The following is a 15,705-nucleotide window of genomic DNA, read 5'->3' as shown; positions in this document are numbered from 1 at the left end:
CGGTACTCTGAACGGCCATGCATCTCAAGAGTCTGACGCTGAAGGGCTTCAAGTCCTTTGCATCGGCGACGACTCTTCGATTCGAGCCAGGTATCACCTGCGTCGTCGGGCCGAACGGCTCGGGCAAGTCGAACGTCGTCGACGCCCTCACCTGGGTTATGGGGGAGCAGGGCGCGAAAGCGCTGCGTGGCGGAAAAATGGAAGACGTCATTTTCGCGGGGACGTCGGGCCGTGCCCCCCTCGGACGGGCCGAGGTGACGTTGACGATCGACAACTCGGACGGCGCGCTGCCGATCGACTACAGCGAGGTGTCGATCACTCGTCGGATGTTCCGCGACGGTGCCGGAGAGTACGAGATCAACGGCAGCTCGTGTCGGCTCATGGATGTACAGGAGTTGCTCAGCGATTCAGGCATCGGTCGTGAGATGCACGTCATCGTCGGGCAGGGGAGGCTCGCAGCCATCCTCGAATCGCGTCCGGAGGATCGACGTGCCTTCATCGAGGAAGCTGCGGGTGTCCTCAAGCATCGGAAGCGCAAGGAGAAGGCGGTACGCAAACTCGATGCGATGCAGGCCAACCTGGCGCGGTTGACCGATCTCACCACCGAACTGCGGCGCCAACTCAAACCGCTCGGCAGGCAGGCAGAGGTGGCGCGACGTGCGCAAACCGTGCAGGCAGATCTTCGCGACGCCCGACTCCGTCTCGCTGCCGACGATTTGGTCACACGGCGCGAGGAGTTCGCCAGCCAGACGCAGGACGAGGCTGCCGCGCGCGAACAGTACGCCGCTGTGCAGGATGCGTTGGCGGCCGGAAACGTCGCTCTCGGGGAGCTGGAACACTCCGTGGCAAGGCTGACGCCGAGTGCCGAGGCGGCAGCGCAGACCTGGTTTGCGCTGTCCGCGCTCGCCGAACGCGTCAACGCGACCGTACGAATCGGTAGGGAACGGGCGCGTCACCTCGACACAGCGCCGTCCGGTGGCCGTGGCCAGGACCCCGATGAGCTGGAACAGCAAGCCGAGCGCGTCGCCGAGGAGGAAGCGGAACTCGTCGAGGCGGTAGAGATGGCACGCGAAACCCTCGAGGTGGCGCGTGAGAAGTTGGTCGAGCGGGAGGCTGCGGCCGCGGAAGCGGAGCGCGCCCACATGGCGGCTGTGCGAGCTGTGGCCGATCGCCGTGAGGGGTTTGCGCGCCTCTCCGGCCAGGTCGACACGTACCGAACCAAGGTCGAGTCCGTGGACGCGGAAGTTGCGCGGTTGTCCGTCGCGATCGAGGAAGCACGGGAGCGCGGTGACGTCGCGCAGGCGGAATTCGAGAGCGTCCAGGACCAGATCTCGGGCTTGGATGCGAGCGAACTGAGCCTCGACACACATTACGAACGCGCGGTGGCGGCGCTGCGCAGTGCGGATGCGCGCGTGAGCGAACTGCAGAGCGAGGAGCGGGTCGCGGGCAAGAAGGTGGCTTCGTTCCAGGCGCGCATCGAAGCGTTGACGATGGGCCTCGAGCGCAAGGACGGGGCGGGTTGGCTTCTGGAGAACAACGTCGCCGGGGTGTCCGGGTTGGTTGCCGAGCAGATTACTGTGGCCGTCGGCTTCGACGTTGCCGTAGCCGTGGCCATGGGGCCTGCAGCGGACGCTGCACACGCCGAGTCGTTCGCCAGTGCCCGCCAAGCAGTGCGTGCGCTCCGCGACGCCGACGGTGGCCGAGCGGCGATCGTGTTCGACGATTCAGGCGATGAGGCGGCTGTGCGATCGCGGACGGTCGTGCTCCCGGAGAGGGCCCGCTGGGCCGTCGACGTGGTGGAGTTTCCGCAGTCTCTGTCAGCTTCGATGCATGCCCTGTTGGGCGACATCGTCATCGTCGACTCGCTCGACGACGCGCAGTCGCTCGTTCGATCGACCCCGGGCGTGCGGGCGGTCACCACAGCCGGCGACTACGTCGACGCGGGGTGGTTGTCCGGCGGGTCCGACCGTCGACCGAGCACTCTCGAGGTGCAGGCTGCGATCGATACCTCCACCGTCGAACTAGCCGCTGCCGAGCGCCGAGCCTCGGAGTTGGAAGCAGCGTTGTCCGGTGCTCTCGCCGAGCAGCACGATCGCCGCGAATCCGCCGAACAAGCGCTGGCCGCGCTCAACGAATCCGACGCCGCCATGTCGGCGGTGTACGAGCAGTTGGGACGCTTGGGGCAACTGGCGCGCTCGGCGCACGCCGAATCGAGCCGACTGAGCGAGCAACGCACCGCGGCCGAGCACGGACGAGAAGAAGCTCTCGCCGCTCTCGCCGATCTACAGGAACGGTTGAGATTGGCCGAGGACGAACAATCAGGGTCCGGCGGCGCCTCGGACCCTGAGGACTCGACTCTCGCCCGCGAGAGCGCCGCTGCCGCGCTGGCGGAGGTGCGTTCGGTCGAGGTGGAGGCGCGGCTGAACGTGCGCACTGCGGAGGAGCGTGCACACGCACTTCGTGGCCGCGCCGATTCGCTTCGACGAGCTGCCCGAGCCGAGCGCGAGGCGCGTGTCAGAGCCGAACGTGAGATGGTCGCGCGTCGGCACGCAGCAGCAGTCGCCGAATCGGTCGTATCGGCAGGCGAGCGCATCGCGGTGCGGTTGGCCTCGGTCGTGTCGGCCGCTGCCGCCCGTCGCGATGAACTCTCCGAACAGCGTTCGAACACCAACGCTGAACTCGATCGGGTGAAAGAGCAGGTCAGGGCACTTGCCGCGCAGCTGGCCTCGATCACCGACGCCGTTCACCGCGACGAGGTCGCGCGGGCTCAGGCTGCGCTGCGGATAGAGCAGCTCGAAACGACGATTCTCGAGCAGCACGGTATCGGTCTCGACGACTTGATCGCCGAATACGGTCCCGATATCGCATTGCCGCCGAGCGAACTTGAAATGTCGGAGTACGAAGCTGCCAAGGAGCGCGGCGAACAGGTGATCGCCCCCGCACCCATGCCGTTCGATCGATCCACCCAGGAAAAGCGAGCGAAACGGGCCGAACGAGATCTCGCGACGCTGGGCAAGGTCAACCCGCTCGCGCTGGAGGAATTCGCGGCGCTCGAGGAGCGATACAACTTTCTCTCGACTCAGCTCGAAGATGTGAAATCCGCCCGCAAGGATCTGCTCGAGGTCGTCGCCGATGTGGACGAACGAATCCTGCAGGTCTTCACCGAAGCCTGGCTCGACGTCGAGCGTGAATTCACCCAGGTCTTCGCCAAGCTCTTCCCCGGCGGCGAAGGTCGGCTGATACTCACCGACCCCGGCGACATGTTGACCACCGGTATCGAGGTCGAAGCACGGCCGCCGGGCAAGAAAGTCAAGCGCCTGTCCTTGCTCTCGGGTGGCGAGAAGTCACTGACCGCGGTGGCGATGCTCGTCGCAATCTTTCGTGCTCGCCCCTCTCCGTTCTACGTCATGGACGAGGTCGAGGCGGCCCTGGACGATACAAACCTCAGGCGGCTGATCGGGCTTTTCGAACAGCTACGCGAAAAATCGCAGCTGATCGTGATCACCCACCAGAAGCCGACCATGGAGGTCGCCGACGCGCTTTACGGTGTGTCGATGCGTGGCGACGGCATCACGACCGTCATCTCGCAGCGCCTCGACCGCGACCGAAACCGGGTCGAGACCATCGGTAGCGCGACCGTCGAGGACTGAGATGTCGATGCCGACGGGTGCTCGCCCGGTCCGGCCAGGGTGACCGCGGGGGCTGCGGGCGGTCCTGACAGGATGGATCTCGTGAGTACCCAAGCCTGGATCATCCTTGCGGCCGTTCTGGCCGTGCTCGTCGTCGTACTCGTCGCCGGGTTCGTTCTCCTCCGTCGTCGACGCGTGTCACTGAAGGCGCCCGAGACGGACAGAATCGAAGAGGGACTCAAGGATCGTTCCGGCGGCTACAAGGCAGGAGGGGGATTCTCCTTCAGTCAGGGTGCCGCAACGGTAGAGCCCGAGCTCGCTCCCAAGCCCCGTCCGACGCCCGAACCGACGCCCGAGCCCGAACCGACGCCGGCGCCCCCGGCGATACCGGTTCCGGCTCCGGAACCCGAGCCGACACCTGAACCGGAACCTGCACCCGCGCCGATACCGGAGCCTGCACCGGAGCCGGTATCCACGGCGCCCGTGCTGGACGAGATCGAGCCCACCGACGGTCGGCTCGATCGCTTGCGGGGTCGACTGTCGCGCTCGCAGTCGGCGGTGGGCAAGAGCCTGCTCGGCCTGCTCGGCGGCGGCGACTTGGACGAGGACTCCTGGGAGGAGGTCGAGGACACTCTCCTGATTGCCGACCTCGGCTCGTCCACGACTGCGGAGATCATGACGACACTGCGCGAGCAGATGGCGGCCAGAAGTGTGCGCACCGAGGCCGACGCGCGAGCGCTGCTGCGCGAAATACTGGTCGATCAACTGCACCCGGAGTTCGATCGTTCCATCAAGGCGCTTCCGCACGAGGGGACTCCCGCGGTGTTGCTGGTCGTCGGCGTCAACGGCACCGGTAAGACGACCACCACCGGCAAACTGGCGCGCGTGCTCGTCGCCGACGGTCGCCGTGTGCTGCTGGGCGCCGCGGACACCTTCCGAGCTGCGGCCGCAGACCAGCTCCAGACATGGGGAGAGCGCGTCGGAGCCGACGTGGTGCGCGGCAAGGAGAACGCTGATCCGGCGGCTGTGGCATACGACGCGGTCACCAAGGGGATCGAACAGGGTGTCGACGTCGTCCTGGTGGACACAGCGGGCAGGTTGCACACCAAGTCGGGACTGATGGACGAGCTCGGCAAAGTCAAGCGCGTCATCGAGAAGCGAGCCCGCGTGGACGACGTGTTGCTCGTTCTCGACGCGACGGTGGGCCAGAACGGCTTGACCCAGGCACGCGTTTTCGCCGAGGTCGTCGACATCACCGGAGTCGTGCTCACCAAGCTGGACGGCACCGCCAAGGGTGGCATCGTTTTCCAGGTTCAGCGCGAGCTCGGTGTTCCGGTCAAGCTGGTCGGTCTCGGTGAAGGAGCGGACGATTTGGCGCCCTTCGAGCCGGGTGCTTTCGTGGATGCTTTGCTCGGCTGAGTACCGAAAAATCGTCGGTCTGGACATACCGGACACAGCTTCCATGGGCTTGAAACGAAGCCGGCAAAAAGGCGAAATGCCTGGACGAAACCTGCTCGCAACAGTTTCGGGTAATGCGTTCACACGGGCGAAACACCTGAGTGTCATGGCTGAAACTTTGTGACACGACCCTTTGTTCACGGCGCAACAACCGGTGCGCAGGAGAATGGAGGGTGTACGTGAGTCCCGAGGATATGTTGGCCAACTCCGGCAACGCCGCGTGGATGCTGATGGCAGCATCGCTGGTATTGCTGATGACGCCAGGCCTGGCGTTCTTCTACGGCGGTATGTCGCAGCAGAAGTCCGTCCTGAACATGATGATGATGTCGTTCGGGGCAATGATGGTTGTGTCCATCATCTATGTCCTGTGGGGATGGTCGATGTCGTACGGCACCGAGGACATCGGTGGACTGTTCGCCAATCCCTTCGAGTTCTTCGGTCTGAAGGACACGATCACCGACGCGGACGGCAACTTCATTGCCGGAGCCTTCGGCTACGCCAATGTCATCGATGTCGCTTTCCAGGTCACGTTCGCGATCATCACAGTCGCACTCATTTCCGGTTCGCTCGCCGGTCGCGTCAAGTACGGAACCTGGCTGGTGTTCGCCGGCATCTGGGTCACGCTGGCGTACTTCCCACTGGCTCACATGGTCTGGGGTGGCGGTCTGCTCTCCGGTTCCGAGGACGGTCTGGCCGCGAAGATCTTCGGCACGACTGACGATGGTGATGGCGGGCTGGTTGCCTCGGTCGCACCCATCGACTTCGCCGGTGGCACCGTCGTGCATATCAACGCAGGTATCGCCGCACTCGTCCTGGCCGTGATCATCGGCAAACGCGCAGGCTTCGGCAAGGTGGCATTCCGGCCGCACAACCTTCCGTTCGTCATGCTCGGCGCAGCACTGCTCTGGTTCGGCTGGTTCGGCTTCAACGCGGGTTCGGCGTTCGCGGCCGACGGTGCTGCGGGCCTCGCCTGGGTCAACACCACGGCCGCCACTGCCGCCGCAATCGCAGGCTGGCTGATCACAGAGCGCATTCGCGACGGGCACGCCACCAGCCTCGGAGCCGCTTCCGGAATCGTCGCCGGACTTGTCGCCATCACCCCGGCTGCAGGTTCGCTCACTCCGGTTGGTTCGATGATTCTCGGTGTCATCGCCGGTGTCCTGTCCGCACTCGCGGTCGGGCTCAAGTTCAAGTTCGGATACGACGACTCGCTCGACGTGGTCGGCGTGCACCTCGTAGCCGGCCTGTGGGGCACAATTGCCATCGGCTTCCTCGGCTCCGAGACCGGGTTGTTCTACGGTGGCGACTACAAGCAGTTGGTCGTTCAGATCGTCATCGCACTGTTCGCGCTGATCTTCACCGCGATTGTCACCGTCGTAATCGCGCTGGCACTCAAGCCGCTCGGATGGCGCGTATCGGACGAGGAAGAGGCCAACGGCATCGACGAAGCCGAGCACGCGGAGACTGCGTACGACTTCGCCTGACAGGGTAAAGATAGGGGCGAGGGATCGCTCTGAACGCAATCGGGCACTCCAGAGCAGGCGAAGGGAAGCAAGATATGAAGCTGATCACGGCAATCGTCAAACCGTTCACGTTGGAGGACGTCAAGACGGCCCTCGAACAGGCCGGCGTGCTTGGCATGACGGTCAGTGAGGTTCAGGGATACGGACGACAGAAGGGGCACACGGAGGTCTACCGCGGCGCCGAGTACTCCGTAGATTTCGTACCCAAGGTTCGAGTCGAGGTCGTCGTCGACGACGCGGCAGTGGAAAAGGTCGTCGAGGTAATCGTCGAGGCCGCGCGAACCGGCAAGATCGGTGACGGCAAGGTCTGGGTTTCGCCGGTCGACTCGGTCATCCGAGTTCGTACCGGAGAACGCGGCGCAGATGCACTCTGACCCACACGGGTCGGGCGCAGGCGGCCCCGATTCTTCAGCAAAAGCTGGAGGATCGGGGCCTTCGGCCTCGAAGGGCACCAAGAACATGGGCTCGAACTCGACATCTCGAAACACCATGGGCTCCGGCGCGAAGAACAACGATGCCGCAGCCGACCTGGCACGTGCCAGGAAGCAGTTGCTCGACGGTGGTGCACGCAACCGCCGACTCGACGCGCCCTCGCTTCGCAGGGCACTTGTCGACTTGCACGAATTCTGGCTCACTACCAAGGGCGCCGAACTCGGCATCAAGCCCGACTCGGGATTCGCTATCGTTGCTGTGGGCGGGCTGGCGAGACGTGAGTTGCTTCCGTACTCGGATCTCGACCTGATCCTGTTGCACGACGACATGGACTCCGAGATCGTCGCAAGCGTCGCCGACGCACTCTGGTACCCCCTCTGGGACGCGCACATCAAGCTCGATCACAGCGTCCGCACGGTCCCACAGGCACTTCACGTCGCATCCACCGATCTCACGGCCGCTCTGGGAATGCTCGAGGCTCGTCACATCGCGGGTGACGTCGAGCTGAGCAACCTCCTGATCGGCGGAGTTCGCCGTGAGTGGCGTACCAGCATCAGGTCGCGTTTCGACGATCTCATCGCACAGACCCGATCGAGGTGGGCCCGCAGCGGCGAGATCGCCCATCGCGCCGAACCCGACCTCAAGAGCGGACGAGGAGGGCTGCGCGATGTCCAACTGCTCGACGCGCTCTCCATCGCCCAGCTGACCGACGGGATGCCCGGGCTCGGCCCCGAATCGCCCGGTGGTGGTCTCGCGTTTGCGCACGGCCGTCTGCTCGATGTACGTACCGAACTGCATCGGGTAGCAGGGCGTGCCCGTGACCAGCTCCGCGCGCAGGATGCAGACGAAATCGGTGCAGCCTTGCGGATCGGTGACCGATTCGACCTGGCTCGTGTGCTCAGCGACTCGGCGCGCACGATCAGCTATTCCGTCGACGTCGGATTGCGAACGGCGGGCAACTCGTTGCCCCGCCGCGGTCTTTCGAGACTCCGTCGAGCACCCGTTCGTCGACCTCTGGACGAGGGCGTCGTCGAGCACGGTGGCGAAGTGGTGCTCGCTCGTGACGCTCGGCCGAACAAGGATCCCGGTCTGATCATGCGGGTTGCCGCAGCTTCGGCTCAGACAGGTATGCCGATGTCGGCGTCGACGCTCAACCGTTTGTCCGACAGTGCGCCCGAGCTACGCGAACCGTGGCCGAAGGAGGCACTCAACGACCTGCTGGTGCTGTTGGGTTCTGGACGTCGGGCGATAGCCGCCATCGAGGCGCTCGACCGCACCGGACTGTGGGGTCGACTCATGCCCGAGTGGGGGGCCGTTCGCGACCTACCGCCTCGGGACGCAGTCCACACGTGGACGGTGGACCGACACCTGGTGGAAACGGCCGCCTACGCGAGTGCCCTCACGACGCGCGTGGCGCGGCCGGACCTGCTCGTTCTCGGTGCCCTCGTGCACGACATCGGTAAAGGTCGCGGCGGGGATCACAGTGTCGTCGGCGCAGAGTTGGCAACTCAGATAGGAAACAGGCTAGGACTGTGGCCGTCCGACGTCGCTCTTCTCAGTTCGATGGTCCGCTATCACCTGCTGCTACCGGACACCGCGACACGACGTGATCTCGACGATCCGGTCACGGTGGAGACGGTGGTGAAGGCACTCGGTGCCGACACCGTGCTGCTGGAGTTGCTGCACGCCCTCGCCGAGGCGGACTCGCTCGCGACGGGGCCGGGGGTGTGGGGCGACTGGAAGGCCTCGCTCATCCGGGAACTCGTCCGCCGGTGCCGCATGGTGATGGCAGGGGACAACCTGCCCGTCCCGGACCCACTGGACCCCGCCCACATCGCACTCGCCGAGAAGGGCGGCGTGCACGTGGATCTGCAGCAGACCAACGGGTCTCACACCTACGTCGTCACGGTGGTTGCACCGGACACCCGTGGCCTGCTTTCCGATGCTGCCGGTGTGCTGGCACTGCAGTCGCTTCGCGTGCTGTCGGCCTCTCTCGGCAGTCACGACGGTTCTGCGGTGAACTCGTTCGTGGTGGCGCCTCTGTTCGGAACGCCGCCGCAAGCCGGTTTGCTGAGACAGGAGATCATCAGGGCGCGAGCCGGCGAACTGAATCTCGTCGCGATGTTGGACGCCAAGGAGAAGAGCTCGCGTCCTGCGCCTGTCGACGAGACGCCTCTCGACGAGTCTCCGTTCGACGCCGCTTCCCGCAGCGAGAGCTCGAGGGACGGCAAAGCCGACGAGGAGGCGGGCGAGCCTTCGGTTCCTGTCACGTATGCACTGGCGCCTCCCCGGGTGCTGTGGTTCGACGGAACCGATCCGGGACAGGTGGTGCTCGAGCTACGGGCGGAGGACCGACTCGGATTGTTGTGTCGGTTGGCCACCGCCTTGGAAGCCATCGGTGCGGACATCCGGTGGGCGAGGGTCGCGACGCTGGGAACCTCCGTCGTCGACGCCTTCTGTATCGACCTGACCGGCTCCGACAGTCGTGCCACCAGGGAGGAAATCGAACGTGCACTGCTCGATGTGGTGCCCGCGCCTGAACCGCCCAAGCCGCCGGAGAAGCCGGAAGGAACCTAGTCGCCGAACGGTTTCAGCGGGTGAGAACGAACCGACGACTGTGAAGTGTCATCAAGATTGGGCCACTGTCATTCGAAACGATGTCGTTTTGTTACCTTGATCCCCACAGCGACGACACCTGAGCCAGAGCGAATCCATCCGTAAAACGGCCGCGACGGTTCGTCTTCACCGTTCGTGAGAATTGACGAGGTACTGACTGTGGGAGCCCACCGCCGGTCGAACATCTACGTTCCAGCCGACGCAGAAACCGACACCCCGCGCGGGCGTCATCGAGCGAAGGAGGATACGAAGGACTCGGGCTTGAAGACAGCCACCGTGGTGGTGGCCACCGGAGCCATCGTCGCCGGCGCGACGTCGCTCGGAACCGGCACTGCGACCGCAGCGCCTCTTCCCGCGCCCGAGGCGCCCGCCGCGAGCACCCCGTTCGGCATCCCCGAACACCTGATACCCGCGGGCTTCGAAATGCCGCACTTCGAGGTGCCGGATGGCCTCGTATTGCCGGAGAATCTCGATCTCCCACCGTGGCCCACGCTTCCCGAGCTACCGGACTTCGGTCTGCCCCAGGTCGGAGAGCAGGATATGCAGCCGATCGGGCTGCGTGCGGTGCAACCGGTCTCGGGAACGCTGACGTCCTCCTTCGGACAGCGGTGGGGTACTCACCACAGCGGGACCGACATCGCGGCGCCCATCGGCACGCCCGTGCTCGCGGCTGCAGACGGGGTGGTTACCGCTGCGGGTCCGGCCACCGGGTTCGGTCTGTGGGTCAAGGTCCGTCACGTCGACGGGACCGAAACTGTGTACGGGCACGTCGACACGTTTTCCGTCACGGAGGGGGAAACCGTTTCCGCGGGGCAACGTATCGCCACTGTCGGTAATCGCGGGCATTCCACCGGGCCACACCTGCACTTCGAGGTCCACGACCCGTCCGGAGTGAAGGTCGATCCAGCTGCCTGGCTGGCGACACGAGGAGTAGCGGTGACCTGGAACGATTCCGCGCGCAACGCCTGACCACACCGGGCCGAGCCACCGCCCGGTGCACGCGCTGTCCACGCCTGATCGCGGCGAGCGCTAGTCTGGAGCCACGTATCGCTCGACCAACAGGCTCTTTCTTTCTATCGGCTCAGGAGTGCAATCGGTGTTCGAATCCCTTTCCGACAGGTTGACCGGGACCCTCAAGGACCTGCGTGGCAAGGGGCGTCTCTCCGGTGCCGACATCGACGCGACGGCACGTGAGATCAGACTTGCGCTCCTCGAAGCGGACGTCGCCCTGCCCGTGGTGCGCGAGTTCATCACCCGCATCAAGACACGGGCCAAGGGCGCCGAGGTCTCGGCCGCGCTCAACCCGGCCCAACAGGTCGTCAAGATCGTCAACGAAGAACTGGTCGGCATCCTCGGCGGTGAAACGCGTCGCCTGACTTTCGCGAAGAACCCTCCTACCGTCATCATGCTCGCCGGACTGCAGGGCTCGGGCAAGACGACGCTGGCCGGCAAGCTCGCGAAATGGCTCAAGGACCAGGGGCACACACCGCTTCTGGTGGCGTGTGACCTACAGCGTCCCGGCGCGGTCAGTCAGCTGCAGATCGTCGGCGAGCGAGCGGGTGCTGCAGTGTTCGCACCGCACCCCGGGACCTCGATCGGCGGCGGAGACAACGCACTCGGCGTCACGGCAGCCGATCCCATCGAGGTCGCACGGGCCGGACTGGACGAGGCGCGAAGCAAGCAGTACGACGTTGTCGTCGTCGACACCGCTGGTCGTCTCGGTATCGACACCGAACTGATGGAGCAGGCCGCGGGCATCCGTGACGCGGTCGACCCAGACGAAACACTGTTCGTCCTCGACGCCATGGTCGGCCAGGACGCCGTCAGCACGGCACAGGCGTTCCGTGACGGAGTCGGTTTCACCGGCGTCGTCCTCACCAAGCTGGACGGTGACGCCCGCGGTGGTGCCGCGCTGAGCGTGCGTGAGGTCACCGGCGCTCCGATCATGTTCGCCTCGACCGGCGAAAAACTCGAGGACTTCGATGTCTTCCACCCCGACCGGATGGCCAGTCGCATCCTCGGTATGGGTGACGTGCTGAGCCTCATCGAGCAGGCCGAGCAGCACTTCGACGCCGAACAAGCCGAGGCCACAGCCAACAAGATCGGATCCGGTCAGCTCACCCTCGACGACTTCCTCGAACAGATGATGGCAGTCCGGAAGATGGGTCCGATCGGCAATCTGCTCGGCATGCTCCCCGGTGCCGGACAGATGAAGGAACTCGCCAACGTAGACGAGAAGCAGTTGGATCGGGTGCAGGCCATCATCCGAGGCATGACTCCGCAGGAACGCAACGATCCCAAGATCATCAACGCCTCACGCCGACTGCGTATCGCCAACGGGTCGGGTGTGAAAGTGTCCGACGTCAATCAGTTGGTGGACCGATTCTTCGAGGCTCGGAAGATGATGTCCGCGATGGCGGGCCGAATGGGAATGCCGGGCGCGCGCAAGCAGGTTCGCAGCAAGAAGGGCAAGAAGGGGAAGAAGGGTGGCCGTGGGCCGACCCAGCCCAAGATCCGCGGTGGATTCCCAGGCATGCCGGGAGGTATGCCCGCTGGCATGCCCGACCTGTCGGGTATGCCGAAGGGACTCGACCAGATTCCTCCGGGTCTCGAGGGAATCGACCTGTCGCAGCTGAAGTTGCCCAAGAAATAGGGCTGCTGGTGTCCGCGTTCCGGATCCGAGGTCGGCGGCTTCCCGGTGAGGATCCGATCGAGCTGTGGATCCATGACGGGAAGATCTCTCTCGATCCCATCCTCGGCGCGACCACCCTGTGCGAGGACGGTTGGGTTCTGCCCGGGCTGGTCGACGCGCACTGTCACGTCGGAATCCGGTACGGCGGTGGACACGAGGATCTACCCGGAGCCATCGAGCAGGCGAGAACCGAACGCGACGTCGGAGCGCTGCTGCTACGCGATGCCGGTTCGCCCATCGATACACGCGAGCTCGACGACTACGCGGATTTGCCGCGCATCATCCGGGCAGGCAGACACATCGCGTCCCCGAAACGCTACATCCCGGGCCTGGCAATCGACATCGAGGACGACTCGCAGCTCCCGGAAGCCGTGGCCCAGCAGGCGCGCCTCGGAGACGGATGGGTCAAGCTCGTCGGAGACTGGATCGACCGGTCCGTCGGTGACCTTGCTCCGCTGTGGGACGAACGCATCTTGAAGGACGCAATCGACGCGGCACACGCCGAGGGGGCCCGTGTCACCGCCCACGTCTTCGGGGAGGATGCGCTGCCGGGGCTCATCGGGGCAGGCATCGACTGCATCGAGCACGGGACCGGCCTCACCGACGACACAGTCCAGATGATGGTCGAGAACGGTACCGCTTTGGTGCCGACGCTCGTCAACATCGAGACCTTCCCCGACATCGCCGCGTCGGCAACGAAGTATCCGGTCTATGCGCGGCATATGCGCGCTCTGCACAGTCGCGTCGGGGAGACGATCGGCAGGGCGCACGATGCCGGTGTGCCGATCTTCGCGGGAACGGACGCAGGCGGTTCGATTCGGCACGGCCGCATCGCGGACGAGGTCGAGGCTCTCGTCGGCACAGGGATGACGCGCACCGAGGCGTTGGGTGCGGCGAGTTGGACGGCCAGGACGTGGCTCGGCTGGCCGGGACTCGAGCACGACGCGCCCGCGGATCTGCTCGTTTACTCGACGGATCCTCGCGGCGGCCCGGATGTGCTGTCGGCGCCCGACATCGTCGTACTGCGCGGTAGGCCGATACCGAGGGCGGTGTGAACGCATCATCGGACTTCGAGCCGGATGAGGCTCTGCCTAGTTGGGCCGCAATGCCGCCGATGAACCCCGTGCACCACCAGGATCATGGTCTTTCGCAATCATATTGGCGAGCCGAGCAAGCTGCGGCCCGCCGTCGTCCCGGTCAGCGGTGGGGGATACCTGCCGCTGCAGCAGTCCTGCTGGTCAATCTCGCAGGATTTCTCGTGCTGCCGTTCGTCGTCGACACCGACGCTCCCGCCGTGTTCGTGTTCGCGATCATGGTGCCGAGCGTCGCCGCCATGTCCCTGGCATTCGTGGTCAGCACCTACCGCGGAAACGGGCCGATCGTCGATTTCGGTTTTCCGACATCACTGTCGGAGTTCGGTGGACAACTCAGATCCGGATTCGCTTGGGGCGCTGCGGCACTGGGGGGAGGGATCGTGCTGGCCCTGGTGGTGCTGGCGAACAGCGATCTCGCGGATCAAGCGCCACTGAGTGAACTGTTCGACATCCCGATGCCGTGGAAAGTCGTACTCGTTCTGTGGATCTGGATGGGCGCACCGTTCTGCGAGGAAGTGATGTTCCGAGGCATGGTGTGGGGGGCGCTCGAACGCAGAGTCGCGCCAGTCCGATTCGCTTGGCTCGGCAACCGGTGGGTCGTACTCATCGTCACCGCAGTCCTGTTCGCGCTGTGGCATCGCGAAAGCTGGCGGCTCGTGATTCTGATATGGGGCGGTCTCGCGATCGGAATCGCTCGGATGAGGTCGGGGTCGGTGGCTGCCTCGGCCATCGCGCATTCGGTGAACAACACGCTCCCGGCGCTGGCAATCCTCACCGTTGCCTGAGCGGATTGCGAGCGGGCGATTAACTGCTCTGCGGCTTCGTCTGGCACAATAGGCTGCTGTTCGCCCGTCCACCGGTTACGTACCGAACGGCGGTCACAACACCCATCAACGCAAAACCGGGTGCGCACCCCATGCGCACCGCCGAATTGCGCCGTGACCACTCGAAAGGCTCTATTCTTCATGGCTGTCAAGATCAAGCTCATGCGTATCGGCAAGATCCGCACCCCCCACTACCGCGTAGTGATCTCCGATTCGCGCACCCGCCGCAACGGCCGCGCAATCGAGACCATCGGCAAGTACGAGCCCAAGCAGGATCCGAGCATCATCGACATCGATTCCGAGCGTGCGCAGTACTGGCTGGGTGTCGGCGCGCAGCCGACCGAGCCCGTCGAGGCTTTGCTCAAGATCACCGGTGACTGGCAGAAGTTCAAGGGACTCCCCGGCACCGAGGGCACCCTCCGCGTGGCCGAGCCCAAGCCGTCCAAGCTGGATCTGTTCAACGCTGCGCTGGCTCAGGCCGATGCCGAGCCACTCGGCGACGCCACCACCGCCAAGAAGAAGAAGTCGGCCAAGGCCGACGAGGCCGACGCCCCCAAGGCTGACGCTCCCAAGTCTGATGATGCAGCTGCAACCGAAACGGCCGAGGCGCCGGCCGCCGAGGCTACTGAGAAGTGAGTGCCGTTGTCGCCGATGCCGTCGAACACCTTGTTCGCGGCATCGTCGCCAATCCTGACGCCGTCCGCGTCGAGATGAGCACCGGCCGTCGCGGACGCACCGTCGAGGTACACGTGCACCCCGACGATCTCGGTAGGGTCATCGGCCGCGGTGGACGCACGGCCACGGCGCTGCGGACGCTCGTCTCCGGAATCGGCGGACGCGGCATTCGCGTCGATGTCGTCGATACCGATCGATAGCACCGATGGAGCTTGTGATCGGTCGTGTTGCCAAGTCGCACGGCATCAAAGGTGAAGTGGTCGTAGACGTTCGCACCGACGAGCCCGAGGATCGGTTCGCCGTCGGATCGGTGCTGCGTGGACGAAAGTCCCCGCGTCAGGCTTCGCGCCAGGAAAAGGCCCGTACCGACACGATCGCTTATACGGTGGAAGCCGCCCGGGAGCACTCCGGGCGGCTTCTGCTGCGTTTGCGTGGCATCGAGGACAGAGGTGCGGCCGACGCGCTACGCGGAACACTGTTCCTCGTCGACTCGGCCGATCTGTCCCCGTCCGATGACCCGGACGAGTTCTACGATCACGAACTCGAAGGTCTCTCCGTCCGGCTGTCCGACGGCACCGTCGTCGGAACCGTTCACGAGGTACTCCACTCGGCAGCGGGGGAGTTGCTCTCCGTCCGCCCGGCCGACGGTAGCCGAACCGAGATTCTGATTCCGTTCGTGGCCGCGATCGTCACGTCGGTGTCGCCGGCCGACGGAGTGGTCGAGATCGATCCGCCCGAAGGTCTGCTGGACCCGGAGTAGCA

General features: G+C 65.0%; 12 protein-coding genes. All 12 read left to right on the top strand.

The window, feature by feature from the left end:
* The first annotated feature begins 17 nt into the window (after positions 1-17).
* Positions 18-3,650: a chromosome segregation protein SMC gene (smc, locus tag KVY23_RS01155; RefSeq protein ID WP_230554972.1), complete on the top strand. Its 3,633-nt coding sequence runs from the start codon at positions 18-20 to the stop codon at positions 3,648-3,650.
* 81 nt (positions 3,651-3,731) lie between these two features.
* Complete coding sequence (gene ftsY, locus KVY23_RS01150; protein ID WP_371829745.1) at positions 3,732-5,048, top strand: signal recognition particle-docking protein FtsY; 1,317 nt, start codon at positions 3,732-3,734, stop codon at positions 5,046-5,048.
* A 233-nt stretch (positions 5,049-5,281) separates the two neighbouring features.
* Positions 5,282-6,571, top strand: a complete 1,290-nt coding sequence (locus tag KVY23_RS01145) for an ammonium transporter (RefSeq protein ID WP_187346805.1) — start codon at positions 5,282-5,284, stop codon at positions 6,569-6,571.
* 74 nt (positions 6,572-6,645) lie between these two features.
* A complete protein-coding gene (locus KVY23_RS01140; RefSeq protein WP_075840128.1) occupies positions 6,646-6,984 on the top strand; it encodes a P-II family nitrogen regulator in 339 nt (112 codons plus the stop codon).
* Complete coding sequence (locus KVY23_RS01135; protein ID WP_230554970.1) at positions 6,974-9,619, top strand: [protein-PII] uridylyltransferase; 2,646 nt, start codon at positions 6,974-6,976, stop codon at positions 9,617-9,619. The genes KVY23_RS01140 and KVY23_RS01135 overlap by 11 nt, the downstream gene beginning before the upstream one ends.
* A gap of 198 nt (positions 9,620-9,817) precedes the next feature.
* Positions 9,818-10,627, top strand: coding sequence for a M23 family metallopeptidase (locus tag KVY23_RS01130; RefSeq protein ID WP_269417338.1), 810 nt, complete (start codon positions 9,818-9,820; stop codon positions 10,625-10,627).
* Between the two features lie 127 nt (positions 10,628-10,754).
* Positions 10,755-12,311, top strand: a complete 1,557-nt coding sequence (ffh, locus tag KVY23_RS01125; RefSeq protein WP_075840233.1) for a signal recognition particle protein — start codon at positions 10,755-10,757, stop codon at positions 12,309-12,311.
* 8 nt (positions 12,312-12,319) lie between these two features.
* Positions 12,320-13,405 (top strand): amidohydrolase family protein, encoded by a 1,086-nt coding sequence (locus tag KVY23_RS01120; RefSeq protein WP_075840127.1) that lies wholly within the window; start codon positions 12,320-12,322, stop codon positions 13,403-13,405.
* Entirely contained in the window at positions 13,402-14,229 is an 828-nt protein-coding gene (locus KVY23_RS01115; protein ID WP_230554968.1) for a CPBP family intramembrane glutamic endopeptidase, read from the top strand. Before KVY23_RS01120 ends, KVY23_RS01115 begins: the two co-directional genes overlap by 4 nt.
* Positions 14,230-14,409: 180 nt before the next feature.
* On the top strand, positions 14,410-14,904 hold the full coding sequence (gene rpsP / locus KVY23_RS01110; RefSeq protein ID WP_230554967.1) for a 30S ribosomal protein S16: 495 nt from the start codon (positions 14,410-14,412) through the stop codon (positions 14,902-14,904).
* Positions 14,901-15,143, top strand: a complete 243-nt coding sequence (locus KVY23_RS01105) for an RNA-binding protein (protein ID WP_230554966.1) — start codon at positions 14,901-14,903, stop codon at positions 15,141-15,143. Before rpsP ends, KVY23_RS01105 begins: the two co-directional genes overlap by 4 nt.
* A gap of 5 nt (positions 15,144-15,148) precedes the next feature.
* On the top strand, positions 15,149-15,703 hold the full coding sequence (gene rimM / locus KVY23_RS01100) for a ribosome maturation factor RimM (protein ID WP_230554965.1): 555 nt from the start codon (positions 15,149-15,151) through the stop codon (positions 15,701-15,703).
* Positions 15,704-15,705: the final 2 nt, after the last annotated feature.

The organism is Rhodococcus sp. I2R (assembly GCF_020889545.1).
Classification (GTDB): domain Bacteria; phylum Actinomycetota; class Actinomycetes; order Mycobacteriales; family Mycobacteriaceae; genus Rhodococcoides.
This window is presented reverse-complemented; position numbering and strand designations above follow the sequence as displayed.

What these genes read in the sequence shown, in the direction of transcription:
- smc (WP_230554972.1), top strand. Translation starts at nt 18, where the DNA reads ATGCATCTCAAGAGTCTGACGCTGAAGGGCTTCAAGTCCTTTGCATCG.
- KVY23_RS01145 (WP_187346805.1), top strand. Translation starts at nt 5,282, where the DNA reads ATGTTGGCCAACTCCGGCAACGCCGCGTGGATGCTGATGGCAGCATCG.
- KVY23_RS01140 (WP_075840128.1), top strand. Translation starts at nt 6,646, where the DNA reads ATGAAGCTGATCACGGCAATCGTCAAACCGTTCACGTTGGAGGACGTC.
- KVY23_RS01135 (WP_230554970.1), top strand. Translation starts at nt 6,974, where the DNA reads ATGCACTCTGACCCACACGGGTCGGGCGCAGGCGGCCCCGATTCTTCA.
- rpsP (WP_230554967.1), top strand. Translation starts at nt 14,410, where the DNA reads ATGGCTGTCAAGATCAAGCTCATGCGTATCGGCAAGATCCGCACCCCC.
- rimM (WP_230554965.1), top strand. Translation starts at nt 15,149, where the DNA reads ATGGAGCTTGTGATCGGTCGTGTTGCCAAGTCGCACGGCATCAAAGGT.